At 33.9% G+C, this 16,662-nt stretch carries 13 protein-coding genes; all 13 read left to right on the top strand.

Features of this window, described 5'->3' with window-relative positions:
* Nucleotides 1–37 precede the first annotated feature (37 nt).
* The 13 genes from BXO88_RS01295 to BXO88_RS01360 all read left to right on the top strand — a co-directional run bounded on the left by BXO88_RS01295 (nt 38) and on the right by BXO88_RS01360 (nt 16,645).
* Nucleotides 38–1,495: a sugar transferase gene (locus BXO88_RS01295; protein WP_139355469.1), complete on the top strand. Its 1,458-nt coding sequence runs from the start codon at nt 38–40 to the stop codon at nt 1,493–1,495.
* An 801-nt stretch (nt 1,496–2,296) separates the two neighbouring features.
* Nucleotides 2,297–3,535: a beta 1-4 rhamnosyltransferase Cps2T gene (cps2T, locus tag BXO88_RS01300; protein WP_078035959.1), complete on the top strand. Its 1,239-nt coding sequence runs from the start codon at nt 2,297–2,299 to the stop codon at nt 3,533–3,535.
* Nucleotides 3,536–3,540: 5 nt separating this feature from the next.
* Entirely contained in the window at nt 3,541–4,686 is a 1,146-nt protein-coding gene (locus BXO88_RS01305; RefSeq protein WP_078035960.1) for a glycosyltransferase family 4 protein, read from the top strand.
* On the top strand, nt 4,683–5,690 hold the full coding sequence (locus tag BXO88_RS01310; RefSeq protein ID WP_078035961.1) for a GHMP family kinase ATP-binding protein: 1,008 nt from the start codon (nt 4,683–4,685) through the stop codon (nt 5,688–5,690). The genes BXO88_RS01305 and BXO88_RS01310 overlap by 4 nt, the downstream gene beginning before the upstream one ends.
* A gap of 84 nt (nt 5,691–5,774) precedes the next feature.
* Nucleotides 5,775–6,743, top strand: a complete 969-nt coding sequence (locus BXO88_RS01315) for a GDP-mannose 4,6-dehydratase (RefSeq protein ID WP_078035962.1) — start codon at nt 5,775–5,777, stop codon at nt 6,741–6,743.
* Complete coding sequence (locus tag BXO88_RS01320; protein ID WP_078035963.1) at nt 6,743–7,948, top strand: hypothetical protein; 1,206 nt, start codon at nt 6,743–6,745, stop codon at nt 7,946–7,948. The genes BXO88_RS01315 and BXO88_RS01320 overlap by 1 nt, the downstream gene beginning before the upstream one ends.
* Before the next feature lie 11 nt (nt 7,949–7,959).
* Nucleotides 7,960–9,126 (top strand): glycosyltransferase, encoded by a 1,167-nt coding sequence (locus tag BXO88_RS01325; protein ID WP_078035964.1) that lies wholly within the window; start codon nt 7,960–7,962, stop codon nt 9,124–9,126.
* Nucleotides 9,127–10,221: 1,095 nt separating this feature from the next.
* On the top strand, nt 10,222–11,028 hold the full coding sequence (locus BXO88_RS01335; protein WP_078035966.1) for a glycosyltransferase family 2 protein: 807 nt from the start codon (nt 10,222–10,224) through the stop codon (nt 11,026–11,028).
* 12 nt (nt 11,029–11,040) lie between these two features.
* Nucleotides 11,041–12,138: a DegT/DnrJ/EryC1/StrS family aminotransferase gene (locus BXO88_RS01340; protein WP_078035967.1), complete on the top strand. Its 1,098-nt coding sequence runs from the start codon at nt 11,041–11,043 to the stop codon at nt 12,136–12,138.
* Nucleotides 12,135–13,058 (top strand): GNAT family N-acetyltransferase, encoded by a 924-nt coding sequence (locus BXO88_RS01345; RefSeq protein WP_078035968.1) that lies wholly within the window; start codon nt 12,135–12,137, stop codon nt 13,056–13,058. The genes BXO88_RS01340 and BXO88_RS01345 overlap by 4 nt, the downstream gene beginning before the upstream one ends.
* A gap of 122 nt (nt 13,059–13,180) precedes the next feature.
* Nucleotides 13,181–14,119 carry an alpha-1,2-fucosyltransferase gene (locus tag BXO88_RS01350; RefSeq protein WP_078035969.1) on the top strand — a complete coding sequence of 313 codons (939 nt, stop codon included), beginning with the start codon at nt 13,181–13,183 and terminating at the stop codon, nt 14,117–14,119.
* A complete protein-coding gene (locus tag BXO88_RS01355) occupies nt 14,116–15,666 on the top strand; it encodes a lipopolysaccharide biosynthesis protein (protein ID WP_078035970.1) in 1,551 nt (516 codons plus the stop codon). Before BXO88_RS01350 ends, BXO88_RS01355 begins: the two co-directional genes overlap by 4 nt.
* A 37-nt stretch (nt 15,667–15,703) precedes the next feature.
* Nucleotides 15,704–16,645, top strand: coding sequence for a GDP-L-fucose synthase family protein (locus BXO88_RS01360; RefSeq protein ID WP_139355471.1), 942 nt, complete (start codon nt 15,704–15,706; stop codon nt 16,643–16,645).
* The last annotated feature ends 17 nt before the right edge of the window (nt 16,646–16,662 follow it).

A 16,662-nucleotide genomic window follows, 5' to 3' on the forward strand; every position in this document is an offset into this window, starting at 1 on the left:
GGCGGAAGCTTTCCGCTTTTTCGTTTGTAAGGGGACTATGAAAAGGAAGAAACTTGAGCTGGCCATCACGATTGTTATATACATAATGACTGCGTTTTTATCCAGCGCAGCAGCGATCTTTTTTCTGAGAGAGTTGTCAAAGCTTACGCCACAGTTTAGGGAAGGAAATATGTGGATGAGCGCTGTTATGCCTGCGGTACTCGCGGAGTGTTTGGCTATGGTACTTTCTCTCTACAATGGGCAATACAGCTTTCAGAAGATTGGAATCTCCAGATACTTCTGGATGGCTTTCAAGGCTACAGTATATTTTGTTGGTGTATGGGGAGCTATGCTTCTCATACAGAAAAATAGTATATCGGAGTCCAGATATTTTTTTGTGACTACAGTTTTTTTACATATAGTTATCATGACACTGGCATTATTCTTTGTACAAAGGATGATCATCAGGAATTTCTACAAGACTGGAGCAGCATCTCTTGTGGCAATTATAGCGAGAAGAGAGGATGCACCACAGGCCTCTGATATGATGAAGAAGGACTGGTCCAGAAGAATTGCTGGCATCATGATTTGGGGAGAAGAAGCAAAAAATACCGAAACTATTGATCACATCCCGGTTATAGCCTATGGAAAAAATATAGTGGACTGCGTAAGAAGAAGCGCTATAGATGAGGTATTTATCTTCATCTCAGATGAAACTACAGATGATATTAAAGCTATGGTTGAAGAGTTTGCACAGATGGGAATACCGGTTCATGTGAATCTTTCTTCTGTAAGAAGATTGGAGAGTGAGCTCAATTCTGATGCTCAAAAGTATATACCAAAGATAGAGACGAGACTTGGTTTCGTGGAAAAGTACCCTATGGCGATATTTGAAAGACCTGAGGTAAAGCTCAGATTTGAGTTTGCGAAACGTATATTGGATATTCTGGGAGGAGCGGTCGGAGCGATTGTGGCGTCAATTCTCTTTATAGTAGTAGGAATAGCCATAAAGCTAGACTCCGCGGGACCGATCATCTTTTCTCAGGAGAGAATCGGGAAAAACGGACGGAGATTCAGGATGTTCAAATTCCGCTCCATGTATCAGGATGCAGAAGCTAGAAAAGCAGAGCTCATGAAGCAGAATGAGATGAACGGACTCATGTTTAAGATGAAGGATGATCCTCGTATAACGAAGGTTGGTAAGTTTATTCGTAGGACAAGTATCGACGAGTTTCCTCAGTTTTTTAATGTTCTTTTGGGGGACATGTCATTGGTTGGAACCAGACCTCCAACCGTTAACGAGTTCAATGAGTACTCCAATTATCATAAGAGAAGACTCAGTATGAAACCGGGAATAACAGGAATGTGGCAAGTGAGTGGTAGATCAGAAATAACGGATTTTGAGGACGTAGTAAAGCTGGACTGCCAATATATAGATAACTGGAGTCTGAGCCTTGATTTCAAGATATTGGTGAAGACAGTGATGACTGTGGTACTGAGGAAAGGGTCAGAATAGAGGGGGGATTCCAAAAGTTAGGAGTTATGGAAAAATGACAATCATTATGTAGATGGTATAATACTAGCTTGAGAGCGATTGACTATAAGGTTGTGATATGTATGATAACTTAAAGAGACTTGACATAGCTTTACAATACTTATCAAAAGGATTAAAGTGGTGAGGACGTTTTTTCATCCAATGCTAAACGTTAACTATGACTCAAACACCGATTTTTACAAGATATCAGTTTAAAGAACGAATCTTTATAGTTGGATATGTACTTAGCTACTATCCCCCTTTGTGGGGATGAGAACGGTTAAGAAGGATATAGATATGGACTATTTTGACAAAAATATAACTCATTCAAAGGAGATTGGATAGAGATTTGCTTTAGCTCCGGATTTTGAAAAGGTGATAAAAGATGCTTAAGGTATTAAACGGGAGAATGCTGTGACAGTTCAAAGTTGAGCTATCTGCTCTATATGATCAGAATATATGTTTTGAGTAAGCAATTTGAGATCTTTGGTTTACTCTATCGAAGTTGAAGCACTGATAGACGTAAAGACGTATATAAGGTTGTAAATATTCTCAAACAAATTGGAAGAGCGGAAGAATTGTTGGATGATTGGCATCAAAAATGAGTACTTAAACTGTGTTAGGCATATTCAGAACAATATGAAGGCTAGTATCCTAGGGAGGCTTTTAGAGATAAGGTTATGTAGATTGATAACGGTATGAAACAGTTACTTATTGTTGGATAAACTAATTTGGGATTTTAGATAACCACAATTTATGTAGAAGAGGAGGCCAGAGGATGATATGGGCAAGGGATTTTCAAAACAACATAATGATAAATATGTTCAGCATGTGTTCATCATAGGATCGAAATCTATAGGACAGTATGGTGGATACGAAACGTTTGTTGCTCGCCTAATAGGCGAGCATGAGAATGAAACGTCAATTAAATATCATGTGGCTTGCAAGGCAAACGGTGATGGTTTTATGGATGAGACAAAGCTTTCAGGTGTGAGTGACGAGAAGCTTGATAAAAACGGAACTATAAGAGAATTTACATACAAAAATGCTCATGTGTTTAAAATCCCTTGTCCTAATATAGGATCTGGTGTGGCCATATATTATGATACAGTTGCAGTGCTGTATAGTATTAATTACTGTAAAAGCCATAACATTCAGCATCCAATTTTTTACATTCTGACTTGCCGCATCGGATTATTCATTGGCGGATTAGCTAAGAAAATCAAGGCTATCGGTGGTAGATACTACTTAAATCCAGACGGACATGAATGGATGAGAGCTAAGTGGAGCAAGCCAATAAGAGCCTATTGGAAGTGGTCAGAGAAGAGGATGGTTAATCTGGCAGATTTCGTTATTTGCGATTCTGTGAATATCGAGAAGTATATTAAAGCGACCTACAATCATCCGAATACAAAGTATATAGCTTATGGCGCAGATGTGGAGAAAAGTAGCTTATCCAATGATGACCCGAAGTTTGCGGATTGGCTTAATGAACACAAGCTGAGTATTAATAACTATTACCTTGTGGTTGGTAGATTCGTTCCGGAAAATAACTATGAAATAATGATTCGAGAATTCATGAAATCATCTACAAAACGGGATTTCGCACTTATTACTAATGTTAATGAAGGCTTTCTGGCAGAACTGGAATATAAGCTGCATTGGAAAGGGGATAAGAGAATAAAGTTTGTCGGTACTGTGTATGACCATGAGCTGTTGAAGAAGATACGAGAGGCTGCTTATGGTTATTTTCATGGACATGAAGTTGGAGGAACTAATCCTAGCCTTCTTGAAGCTTTGGGATCAACAAAGCTCAACCTTCTTTTAAAAGTTGGATTTAATGAAGAGGTTGCTGAAGATGCCGCTCTTTATTGGACGAAGGATTATGGAAGTTTGGCAAGGCTTATAGATAAGTGTGAAATGATAGATAGAGAACCTTTGGGTTTAAAATCAAAAGAAAGAATAAAGACTGCGTATAGCTGGGAATATATCTCAAGTAGATATGCAGAGATTTGGAGATAGAAACAATGAAAGTCTTGTTTTTGAATCAGATACCTGAAGTAAACAATAAATATACTTTTAGCTTAGCTAGAGCGTTGAAAAAAGGCGGTGTAGATATAGTAGTTTGTGGAATATCAACGGATAATTATGAAGCTTATTCGGATTGTGAAATCATTAATATTTTTAACTCTTATAGTAGTTTGAGTAATCCCATTAGCAAGATTATTTCATACAAAAACAGTTGGGAGAGTGTTTTAAAATATTGTGTTAATCAAAGAGTTGATATTGTGCATGTGCAATGGTACATTTTTTCTCCTTTTGATTTTTATTATCATGAGAAATTAAGAAAAAATGGGGTGAAAGTGGTAACAACGATTCATGATTTATTACCATTTAATTCGAAATTTTATGATAAGTTTTTTCATAAAAAGATTTATTCAAAGGCTGATAAAGTAATTACTCAGGCAAAAATGAACATTACAGAACTAATAAATAATTTTGGGACTAAAAAAGAACATATTGAATATATTCCGCATGGTCATTATATGGAATTTGCTGAAAATGCTACCAAGGAAGAAAGCCTAAATGCACTTGGACTTCCTGATGACAGAAAGATAATTTTATTTTTTGGTCAGATAAAAAAAGTAAAAGGTGTTGATGTATTGCTAGAAGCTATGGCTGATGTCGCAGTAAAACATCCGGAGGCGTTATGCTTGATAGCTGGAAAGGTCTGGAAAGATGATTTTTCCATATACCAAGAAATAATTGATAGAAAAAAACTAGCAGCAAATGTGAGACTGGATATCAAGTTTATAGATGATGAAGATATCAAGTTTTATTTTAATGCTGCAGATATTGTTGTTCTGCCATATAGACAAATATATCAAAGTGGAGTTGTGTTATTGGCATATGCCTATGAGAAACCGGTGATAGCCACAACTGAAGGTGAGTTTTTAAACGTAATTAAAAATAAAGAAACTGGACTTCTTGTGCCATCGGGGGATTATAATGCGCTGTCTAAAGGGATTAATTGGTATTTGGATAATCCAAATGAAGCAAAAAAATATGCCAAAGATGGAAAAAAAGATATAGATCTAAGATTAAATTGGGATACGATAGGGAGACAAACCATTGGAGTATATAATGAAATTTTGGATGGTGATAACGAATGATAATAACAAAAACTCCTTTCCGAATGAGCTTTTTTGGTGGCGGAACTGATATAGAAGATTACTTCAAGGAGAATGGCGGAGCAGTTCTCTCCACGACATTTGATAAATATTGTTATGTAAATGTTAGACATCTTCCAAGATTCTTTGACTGGTCAAATGAATTGTCATATTCAAAAACAGAGAGAACAACATCTGTTGATGAAATTCAGCATCCAGCCATTCGCGAGGCAATGAAAATGCTTAATATGAGAGAAATCCGACTTACATATGAGGCTGATCTCCCAGCTCGTTCAGGTCTAGGAACCAGTTCTTCATTTGCTGTTGGTATGCTGAATGCTTTTTACGCTTTAAAAGGGAAGTATGCGGATAAGAAAAAGCTTGCTGATGAGGCAATATACTTAGAGAGAGTATTGTGTAACGAAATGGGGGGATGGCAGGATCAGATTGCTGCATCTTTTGGTGGATTTAATAGAATTAACTTCAGTGCTGATGGATATGAAGTGTTTCCAGTAATTATTTCACCGGAAAGAAAGAGAAAATTAAACGATAACTTGATGATGTTCTTTACCGGTTTTACTCGGTTTTCTTCTGATGTGCAGAAAGCTAATAACGTGAGTGGCTCCGAAGAAAAGAAAGAGAGACTTAAAAAGATGTATGAACTTGTAGATGACGCTGAAGGAGTTCTTACAGATAAGAATCGAGATTTGGATGATTTCGGTAGATTATTAGACACAACTTGGAGGTTAAAAAAAGGTACTGGTGGATCAATCAGTACAGGCAGTATTGATGAACTTTATGAAAAAGGAATAGCTGCAGGGGCTCTTGGTGGAAAATTACTTGGTGCTGGTGGAGGTGGTTTCTTGGTATTTTATGTTCAGCCAGAAAAGCAACAATCAGTAAAAGAGACCATGAAAGACTTGATGTATATTCCATTCAAATTTGAGGATGGTGGCACAAGGGTGATTCATTATAGCCCGGAAGAGTATGAATTAAAGAATAGTTAATGTTAGAGAATGGAATAAAGAAGCAGGTAGATTTGCTTATTGAACTATGATGTTTGCAGCGGGATTTTTTGGAGGAATTGAGTAATGAAGGTATTGGTAACTGGTGCTGGCGGTATGGTTGGTTCTCATATGGTGGAACATTTATATAATCGTGGCGATGAAGTGATTGGCATTTGGCATAAGAATAAGAAGAATGTAGAGCAGATTACGCTTCCGATTAAGTTTGTTCAGTGTGATTTGAGATATGCACAAGGTATTGATGAGTTGATTATGGATTTCATGCCAAATCAAATTTATCATTTGGCGGCTCAGTCATATCCAACAGTATCTTGGGTAAGCCCTACGGAAACTATTGATGTTAATATCAATTCAACTGTTAATATTTATGAGGCAATTAAGAAGGCAAGGAAATATGTAGATAAAAATTACGATCCCATGGTTGTGGTAGCATGCTCTTCTGCTGAATATGGTGAAACTCTTAATCAAATGCAAGGTGTAGGGAAAGTGTATGTAAAAGAAACAGCTCAATTACAACCTCTACATCCATATGGCGTAAGTAAAGTAGGACAGGATTTGATTTCTTTCCAGTATTTTATGAATGACCATATTCGTTGTATTAGAGCCAGAATTTTCAACTCTACAGGGACACGTAAAGTCAATGATGTTACTTCTGATTTTACCAAGAGGGCTGTTGAAGCGGAAAAAACTGGTGTGTGGGAACTTCGTGTAGGAAATCTTGAAACCCAAAGAGCAATTATGGATCAGCGTGATTTGGTAAAAGCATTAATGCTTCTTGCAGATAGGGGCATTGTAGGTGAAGCGTATAATATCTCTTCTAAATATGTTTATAAGATGAGTGAAATTGTTGAACTCATTGAGAAGCAGATAGGGCATAAGCTTGAAATAAAAGTTGACGATAAGCTTATCAGGCCAACGGATGAGAAGATAATTGTTGGAGATATAAGCAAACTGCAGAAGGATACAGGTTGGAAGCAGGATATCAGGATGGAGCAGACCATTGCTGATATGTTGGACTATTGGAGAAGAATGTAATGGCTATTAGAAAAAAGAGAAACATAATTTTGTTTGTGTCTTTCTTTCTAATTTATTTTAGTAATTGTTATGTGTTTTTTGACACATTTATTTCTAAAATTATTCTGTATGCGGGACTATTAATTTTGTTGGGATATGAATTTGTTATCATGTTAAAAACAAAAGCGATAAAACGCATTTTATTGATTTTGTTTTGTGCTGTATTATCGTCGATAGGGTTTTTAAATCAAAATCTTATAGTATCAAAAAAAATAGTGTTATTACTGTCTATGATTATCATTTTTTCACTGCTACTTGGTGGTAATAACTTGATAAGAAGAAAGCGAGATTTGTTATCTATAAGGAATGCAATAGTTTTGGGAGTTGTTCTGAATTGTATTATATGTGTTTCATCAGGATATAGCTTGTTACAACAAACATTGGGCGATAGAGAGATTCTGGTTTTTAATGGTGGGATGTTTGATAAAAATTATTTTGCTTATTCTTGGTTAGTAGCATTTATTATTTCGTATTTAGATTTCGCTTACTTTCGTAAAACTTTAAAGAGATACTTGAATGTTTTGGTAGCATGTGTAGTTTTGCTGGTATCTGGCAGTAGAAGTGCGATTCTATTCGTGGTGTTTTTTGTAGCAATATTGAATCAAGAAATAATACTAAGAAGCATGAAACGATTCAGAAGGATGGTTGTTTATTTAATGCTTATTAGTGGGATTTTTGTTACATATTTGCTTTACACGAAAATCTTAGTAAATAGTTCGACATTTATGTTAAGAATAAATGGTCTTATTAATTTAGCAGACTATGTATCGACTAATATAAGAGGATTGGTTTATGGAATGTCTGAAATAGCCTTTGTAAGTTCGGACTATCAGAATAATATAAGACGTGTTCTTGGCTGGGATGGGACGTGTGAAGCTGCTATTTTAGGAATTATCATTAAAAATGGTTTGTTCGGAATCATAGCATACACAATTGCAATAATAAGAAACATTCAAGAATTCAAAAACAAGAAAAAAAATCAAAAAGAAAAGTTATTATTTTGGGCTTTATTCATTTGTTCATTGTTATCGTGCTTTATTGAAAGCTTAATTATAGATGTTAAATATGTATTTGCTCCATTTATATTCATCTTTTTAGCATCATTAACATCTGAACAGACTATCATGGATTCAATAACGCAAAAACAGTACCCAAATCACATCTAAGGAGCATTACTATGAATATTATTTTTACATTGCGTTTTTTTCCAGTGTATGGAGGCGGCGAGACAGTAACAATTAGTCTTGCCAATAAGTTTTCGCAAATGGGTCATAATGTACATATTTTCTATTTATGGGAACGTGGAAATGCCGAACTGAACTCAGGTGTAAAACTATATAGAGCTGCGAATGTTCATGACCCTGTACGGCAAGAAAATGTACATAAACAGGATGAAGATAATGTCTATAATCAGTTACGTTATTATATCGAGAATAACAATATCGAAATTGTTATTAATCAGTGGCTGGATCCAAAACGTGTATACAATGTATCGCATGATAAAGCTTATGTTGTGAATTGCAGACATTCAGCGGTGTATATTAATTCGCCACGAAGAAATATCGCTAGGTGGATAATGGGAGAGAAAATATTTGATGCTTTATTAAGAAAAAAATACATGCCGTATGTTAAATACTGCGATAAGTATGTTCTTCTTTGCAATGAATATAGGGAAGAGATAAATAAGATTTTTAATAAAAAAATTAATGCCAAAGTAACATATATATATAATCCGTGTAGATTTTCTGTTAACAATTATGAATTTAAAAAAGAAAAATCAATATTATATGTGGGTCGACTATATCCTGAAAAAAGGGTTGATATTATCATTAAAGCTTGGAAGAAGCTTCAGGATGAAGGTAGAACAAATGGCTGGAAGTTGTGGATTGTGGGTGACGGAAAAAGCCAAAAAGAATTGATTCAATTATCAGAGAAATTATCATGTGAGAATGTTTACTTTGAAGGGCATCAGAATCCGGAAGAGTACTATAAAAGAGCTATGTTGTTTATTTCTGCATCGGCTACAGAAGGGTATCCGATGACTATTGTTGAGGCAATGGCATATGGTTGTGTTCCAGTAATTGCAAATACATATTCGGCTTTGAAAGGGATATTAAATAATGGAGACCACGGAATAATGGTTAATGAATGCACAGACAATGGATTTACAAAAATACTTCGCCAAATAATAAATGATGAATTTAAGATTAAATCAATGAGTAAAAAGGCAAATGATTTTTGCAAAGACAATTATGATATTGAAATTGTGTATGAAAGGTGGAAGAAGTTATTTTCGGAATCGAAAAAGACGCAAGAATATAAAAATGAAAAACTCAGGACTTAATCTTTTAAAAATAATTTCGGCAGTGTGCGTTTTAGTATATCACACAATCAATACTTTTTTTGATATAGAACAGTTTGATGGATTAAAAAAATGTTTTGTTAGTGCTTTTTTCTGGGGGAGTGGAAGAATTAGTGTTGCGGTATTTATCATTATTTCAAGCTGGTATTTGTGTGAAAAAAAACAATTTATCAACCGAATTATATATTTATGGTTAAGCACTTTATTGTACTCAACAATAGTTGGCTTAGTATTTATTTCAGACAATTATTCGTTTTTTATTAAGCAATTATTTCCGATTACTAACAATGTTTCTTGGTTTATCTCGACCTACATTTTTGTTTTAATATTAGCGCCGTTTATGAATGAAATATTAAATCGATATGATATAAAATATTTACTTATTACATTCGGTTTGATTTTTGGCGTGGTAAAGATGGTGTATCCTAATAGCAGATTATGGATTAGTGATATTGATATATACATATACATATATATGCTTACAGGCTTTATTAAATTACAAACGAAATTTAGACCAAAGATGATACCGTGCATAATAGTATTTTTGTTGTCATATCTATTAGAAATATTATGGTTTACATATTTTGACACTGTATCCCACTTTTTTTCGATCATTCCTATAATGGGATATTCAAAATGGATGTTTTTTCAAAACTTTCAGTACTTACTTCCTTTACTAACCGCATATTCGTTGTTTGGAATATTTATTAATATAAATATCACATCGGTTAAACTAACTAGATTTATAGATTATTTATCGGGGGGGTTATTTGGAGTTTATGTTTGCTTGTCTATGGATGGACCTAATGGACATTTGTGGTGGGGAGAGTTTTTTAACATATCAAAGTATAATCTAGTAAAAACATATTGCTGTATTATAATAATATTTATTTTGACTGATTTTTTGGACCATTTTCGATTGATAATAGTAAAATATATAATGAGTTTTAATGCATTTAAAAGGATGATAAACAAGGCGGAACTACTGTATTGTCCAAGTAATGATTGATGTTACAGGAAGAGTAAAGAATTGTTTTTGGGCTGAAAAAAATAAGAAGTCAGAGAGGTGGTTCTTTTATGAATGATTTAATAAGTGTTATTGTATTGACATACAATTCTGGTAAGACGGTCATAGAAACTTTAGAGAGTATAAAAAATCAAGTTTATCAGAATATTGAAATTGTTATAGCTGATGACTCTTCAAGTGACAACACACTTGAAGTTGTAAGAGAATGGCAAGATAAAAATCAAATATGCAAAATGCAGATTGTAACAACAAACAAGAATACTGGGGTTCCTGCAAATTGTAATCGTGGTGTTAATGCATGCTCAAGCTCTTTGATAAAAATCATTGCAGGAGATGATTTGTTAGAGCCTGACGCAATTGATATATATTATAAGAATTATCTCGAAAAAGGAGATATGATGATTGGAATGGGAAAGGTGAAGCTTTTCGGCAATCCAACATCATTACAGACTGAGTATTGTTGTGAGAGTTATAAACTGGTTCAACTATCACATAAAGAACAGTTACACAAGATGCTGGTTTCGAATTATATTGTTTCGCCATCTGTAGGGATACTCAATAAGGACATGATACTGAAAGAAGGGGGGTTTAATGAAAGCTTTCCGGCATTCGAAGATTATCCATTCTATCTCAAACTTTTAGATAGAGGATTTAGTTTTTATCTTATAGATAAAGTTCTTGTGGATTATAGAATTGTCAACACATCAATGAGTAATGGAATGTCTAAAAGATATATGACATCAATGAGTGATTATTTCTTTTTGGAAAAGTCAAGATTGTTAATTAAACATAGAAGATTTATGGTGCTTGTAAAACAAATTGTTCGGTATTTTATAATGAAATCAAAATGTAATTAAGAGGGAAGAATTATGAAAATTCCATTTGTGACTTTTAAGCCATTAGAGGCTGAATTGGATAGAGAGTTACGCGCTGCATTTGAACGTGTTTTTACACGTTCTTGGTATATTGAAGGTATAGAAGATGAGACTTTTGAGAAAGCATTTGCTGAATACTGTGGAACTAAGTATTGTGTTGGTGTGGGTAATGGATTAGATGCACTCATGTTAGCACTGAAAGCTCTAGAAATTGGTGAAGGCGATGAGGTTATTGTCCCTTCGAATACATATATTGCTACTGCCTTGGCAGTTACTTATATTGGAGCAACTCCTGTATTTGTTGAACCTGATATTAGAACATTCAATATTGATCCAACAAAAATTGAAGAAAAAATCACCAAAAGAACAAAAGCTGTCATGCCTGTGCATCTTTATGGGCAGGCTTGTGATATGGATTCAATTATGGAGATTGCAAAGAAGCATAATCTCTTTGTGGTAGAGGACTGTGCACAGGCACATGGTGCTACATACAAAGGAAAGTTAATTGGTTCATTTGGTGATGCAGCTGGGTTCTCTTTCTATCCAGGGAAAAACTTAGGAGCGCTTGGTGATGCAGGAGCTACTGTGACAAATGATGAAGAACTGGCCAAGAAGGTACGAGCGCTTGGTAACTATGGCTCTGACTATAAGTATCATCATGTTTATAAAGGTAATAACTCGCGCCTTGATGAACTTCAGGCGGCATTTCTTTCTGCTAAACTTCCACTTATCGAAAAGGTTAATGAGAACAGAAGAGATATTGCAAATAAGTATTTAGCTGGAATTAATAATAAGGAAATTATTCTTCCATTCGTTCCTGATTATACTGTTCCAGTTTGGCACATCTTTGGTATTAGATGTAAGCGAAGAACAGAACTTGAGAAATACCTTAACGATTCTGGTATTGGTACTAACAAACATTATCCAATTCCTATGCATTTGCAGGAATGCTATAAAGATCTTGGCTTCAAGGAAGGTGATTTTCCAATTGCTGAGGAAGTTTCTGCTACAGAACTAAGCATTCCAATGTATTATGGAATGGCTGATGAAGAGGTTCAATATGTAATAGATAAGGTGAATGAATTTAAATGAGACTTAGAAATTTAGAATTAAAAGATGCTCCATTAATGCTTGAGTGGATGCATGATGAAAGTGTAGTTGAAAAGCTTCGTGGTAAATTCGCTGAGAAAACAATAGAAGATTGTCGGACTTTTATAAAATTATCTGAGAATAAGGAAAAAGACATTCATTTTGCAATTGTATCAGATGAAGATGAATATATGGGCACGGTCAGTCTAAAAAGTATTAACAGAGCAAATAATAGTGCAGAGTTTGCCATCACGGTAAGAAAACAAGCGATGGGTAGAGGGTACTCTTGGTGGGGAATGGAAGAAATTATTAGGCTAGCTTTTGAAGAATATGGTCTTGAAAGTGTCTATTGGTGTGTATCAAGGGCTAATGAAAGAGCTTTACGATTTTATGATAAACATAATTTTCATGAGGCTGTTGATATTTCAGAGGAAATCCTGAATCGTTATGAAGGAATAGAAAATCTGAAGTGGTATTCTGTACTTAAAGGGGATGTGCTTGACGATAGAACAGAAGTAGCTGGATGTAGGATAGTACATATAAAGACCATTCCTACTGTGGGTGCAGGAGAACTTTCCTTTTTTGAAGCTAATCACGACGTTCATTTTGAATTTAAGAGAATGTATTATATCTCAAAGGTACCTGAAGGGACAAGAAGAGGATTTCATGCTCACAATAGGCTTAAACAATTACTATTCTGCCCATATGGAAGAATTCAGCTTGTTCTTGAGAATAAACACGGTAGAGAGGAAATAGAACTTTCCGATCCTTCTATTGGAGTAGTGATTGAAGAGCCTACGTGGAGAGAGATGTTGTGGCTCCAAAAGGATTCTGTATTATGTGTTGCGGCATCTGATTATTACGAGGTTGAAGATTATATAAGAGATTATAATCTTTTTAAAGAGCTTTATATAAAAGGATAGATTTTTATGAATAAAAGTTCTGTTTGTAAGTCTCTGCAAGCGTTAAGCAGTAAAGTAAATATGTAAAGATTTAGGAGGAAGAGAGTGCTGTATATGTTAATACAGTACATTTGTGAACTGATATGATAGATAAGTTTAAGAGATATCTGAAAAAGGCATTATTTTTATTTCGAAAAATGCTTGTAAAAGAAAAATATGCAACTTTGGTTCATGTAGATGGTGGAATTTGCTCGCAGATGTATCAATATGTTGTTGGATATGCTATGGCTAATCAAAATAGAAATGTAATGTATGATTTATCATGGTTTAAAAAGTATGGAAAAGATATGAATGGTGAGTATATCTATAACTTTGATTTACTAAAACTATTTCCGAATTTAGATATACATATTGCTGATGATAAAATGTGTAGAGAATACAATATTGTATCAAGTTTTTTTCCGAAGAGTGATTCGGAAAAAATTACAATGTGCAGCAACAGAATCCCTTCAGAACCGGTTTTGATGCAAAGTTACTATTGGATAGATGAGAAAACGTACAAAATATATCCATCTCTTTTTAAAATTGATTTGAACAATATAGTTGATTTTAGTGTTGAAAATCAGAAGATGGCCAATAAAATAATGAAAGATGATAATTCAGTAGGAGTTCATGTTAGAAGGGGAGATATGGCATCTACGACTGGATTTTGGATTCAATTAGGACCAGATTACTTTATTAATGCTATTAAACTATTTGATATAGAAACAACTCATTTTTATTTTTTTTCACAAGATTTAGATTGGGTTGAAAAAAATATTGTTAGTAAAATAGATGGCTTAAAATCTACACTTGTAGATATAAATGACAGCGAACATGGCTACTGTGATCTTGCATTATTATCATTATGTAAAAATCAAATTGCTAGTCAAGGATCATTTGGAGGAGTAGCATCTATTTTGAATAGTAATAAAGATAAAATTCTTGTTTTGCCTAAAGTTGAAGGCGGCTTTAAGTATCATCCAAAGGCGTGTAAATGGGAAGATGTGACAGAAGCAATGGTATGGTATGCAGAAATATGAACGTTAAAAAGGACAAAATAGGAAGAAAAAAATCTGCGGTAATTAATAGTATGATTGGATTAGTGACATCAATTATATCTATGACTATTGCTTTTGTTACAAGAAGTATTTTTATTAAATATTTAGGGGTAGAACTTTTAGGAATTAGCAGCACTTTTACCTCTGTTTTAGGAACTATTTCTTTAGCGGAATTAGGATTTCAAACGGCGATAATATATTATTTATATAAGCCTCTGTCAGATGAGAACTATACAGATGTAAATGAGTTGATTTGTATACTTAAGGTTGTATACAATATAATTGGCGTATTGTTTATAATTGTTGGTATTTGCTTGATCCCGTCACTTCCTGTTATTTTAAAAGGGATTAATGTTGATGGACATATAATTGTTTATTATTTGATACATATTCTTAATGCATCATGTACATATTTTTTAGGGTATAGACGAACATTACTATATGCAGACAAACGCGAATATACAATTAAAACCGTCGATTCAATTATTAGTATTGTTTTTTGCATTATGAAAATAATTGCTGTAATAATGACAGCGAATTATTTGATTTATATTGTTTTAACTACAATACAGACGATTACATCAAATATAGTCCTCCATATTCTTTGTAAAAGATATTATAGATATCTTGTAGATGTGAAGTTCAATGTGGTTAAATTTGAATCCATTTGGAAAGATATAAAAGTTTTATTTGTAGGTAAAATAGCAGGATATATTTATGGTAGCACAGATAATATAATTATTTCGTCTGTGATCGGTGCTGTTTCCGTTGGATATATAGTGAATTATACAACAGTAATAAACGCAATAAGCACATTGGTATTTAGTGTTTTTTCTCCTATAGCCCCAATGATTGGAAATCTCATAGTAGAAGAACATGATAAAAATCGAAATGAAAAGATATTTCGAACATATACATATGTTAGATATTCTATAACATTGTGTTCAGTGATTCCATTTATTGTGTTAGCTCAGTCATTTATTGAGATATGGGTTGGTTCACAATACATGCTTTCGATGGTTATTGTTTGGCTTTTTGGAATAGATAGATATATTAATTTTGTACATAGCTCATTATGTGATTTCATCAACGCGGATGGATTATTTGCACAAGATAAAAATATTGAAATTATTGGAGCTTTAACTAATATTGTCATATCTATTATTCTTGCACATTTTATCGGTATAATTGGGGTGTTAATTGGCACTATAGTAAGTCAGGGCGTTTTTTGGATTGGAAGAAGTGCCGTAGTTTATCAGAATTGTTTTAAGGGTACAGATGGAAATTATAAAATGTATTGGCAGCAGCAGGCTTTGTATTTTATCATATTTATATTTTTAACTGTTATTTGTGAAAAGATATATGATATCTTGCCGTGTTATAATTATGCTTTAAGATTTGTTACTGGCGGAATAATATGTGAGATTTTTGCAATATCGTTCAATCTACTATTATTTCACAAAACGTATGAATATAAATTTATTAAATCGACAATTTTAGAGATTATATTCAAAATTAAAAATGTTTGATACTACTCACATATAAAGAAGAAAAGGGATTATTTTGATGATAACAAAAGATTCTAAAATATATATAGCAGGGCATCGAGGAATGGCAGGTTCGGCTATATACAGGATATTAAAAAGTAAAGGATATACTAACTTTGTACTCAGAACATCAAAAGAACTGGACTTAACTATACAAGCAGATGTGGAACGGTTTTTTGAAAAAGAGAAGCCAGATGTTGTTATTTTGGCAGCTGCAAAAGTTGGTGGTATAATGGCTAATATTCAGTCGCCGGCTACTTTTTTATATGATAATTTGATGATTCAAAATAATATAATTAATTCGGCCTATAAAAATGGTGTCAAAAAATTGGTTTTTCTAGGTTCATCATGCATATACCCAAGAAATTGTCCACAACCAATGAAAGAGGAATATTTACTTGATGGAAAGGTTGAACCGACTAATGAGGGATATGCCATTGCGAAAATAGCAGGTATGAAATTGTGCGAGATGTATAACCGCCAATATGGCACAGACTATATTAGCATTATGCCGTGTAATCTGTATGGTATTGGAGATAGCTTTGACCCAATACGTTCGCATGTTGTGGCAGCAACGATAAGAAAGTTTCATAAAGCGAAGATTGAACATAGCCCGAACGTAACCATTTGGGGGACAGGAAATGCAAGAAGAGAATTGCTGTTTACAGATGACATGGCTGATGCGTGCGTTTATCTTATGGAGTCGTATTCTGGCAATGATTTCTTCAATGTCGGTACAGGATTCGATGTTTCGATAACGGAATTATCTTTGATGGTAAAAAAAATCGTTGGCTATGATGGAGAATTAGTTTATGATACTTCAAAACCAGACGGTATGCCACAAAAGTTAATGGACTGTTCTAAGTTGGCAGATAGAGGATGGATCTATAAGACCAGTTTAGAAGAGGGTCTTAGAAAGACGTATCAGTGGTATTTAGATAATTACGATGAGTTTAATTAAACTTTAATATGGAGGAT

It is taken from the genome of Oribacterium sp. C9, from assembly GCF_002007235.1.
Taxonomy (GTDB): domain Bacteria; phylum Bacillota; class Clostridia; order Lachnospirales; family Lachnospiraceae; genus Oribacterium.

Excerpts from the sequence above, each read along its gene's own strand:
- BXO88_RS01295 (WP_139355469.1), top strand. The coding sequence starts at position 38 with ATGAAAAGGAAGAAACTTGAGCTGGCCATCACGATTGTTATATACATA.
- cps2T (WP_078035959.1), top strand. The coding sequence starts at position 2,297 with ATGGGCAAGGGATTTTCAAAACAACATAATGATAAATATGTTCAGCAT.
- BXO88_RS01305 (WP_078035960.1), top strand. The coding sequence starts at position 3,541 with ATGAAAGTCTTGTTTTTGAATCAGATACCTGAAGTAAACAATAAATAT.
- BXO88_RS01310 (WP_078035961.1), top strand. The coding sequence starts at position 4,683 with ATGATAATAACAAAAACTCCTTTCCGAATGAGCTTTTTTGGTGGCGGA.
- BXO88_RS01315 (WP_078035962.1), top strand. The coding sequence starts at position 5,775 with ATGAAGGTATTGGTAACTGGTGCTGGCGGTATGGTTGGTTCTCATATG.
- BXO88_RS01320 (WP_078035963.1), top strand. The coding sequence starts at position 6,743 with ATGGCTATTAGAAAAAAGAGAAACATAATTTTGTTTGTGTCTTTCTTT.
- BXO88_RS01325 (WP_078035964.1), top strand. The coding sequence starts at position 7,960 with ATGAATATTATTTTTACATTGCGTTTTTTTCCAGTGTATGGAGGCGGC.
- BXO88_RS01335 (WP_078035966.1), top strand. The coding sequence starts at position 10,222 with ATGAATGATTTAATAAGTGTTATTGTATTGACATACAATTCTGGTAAG.
- BXO88_RS01340 (WP_078035967.1), top strand. The coding sequence starts at position 11,041 with ATGAAAATTCCATTTGTGACTTTTAAGCCATTAGAGGCTGAATTGGAT.
- BXO88_RS01345 (WP_078035968.1), top strand. The coding sequence starts at position 12,135 with ATGAGACTTAGAAATTTAGAATTAAAAGATGCTCCATTAATGCTTGAG.
- BXO88_RS01350 (WP_078035969.1), top strand. The coding sequence starts at position 13,181 with ATGATAGATAAGTTTAAGAGATATCTGAAAAAGGCATTATTTTTATTT.
- BXO88_RS01355 (WP_078035970.1), top strand. The coding sequence starts at position 14,116 with ATGAACGTTAAAAAGGACAAAATAGGAAGAAAAAAATCTGCGGTAATT.
- BXO88_RS01360 (WP_139355471.1), top strand. The coding sequence starts at position 15,704 with ATGATAACAAAAGATTCTAAAATATATATAGCAGGGCATCGAGGAATG.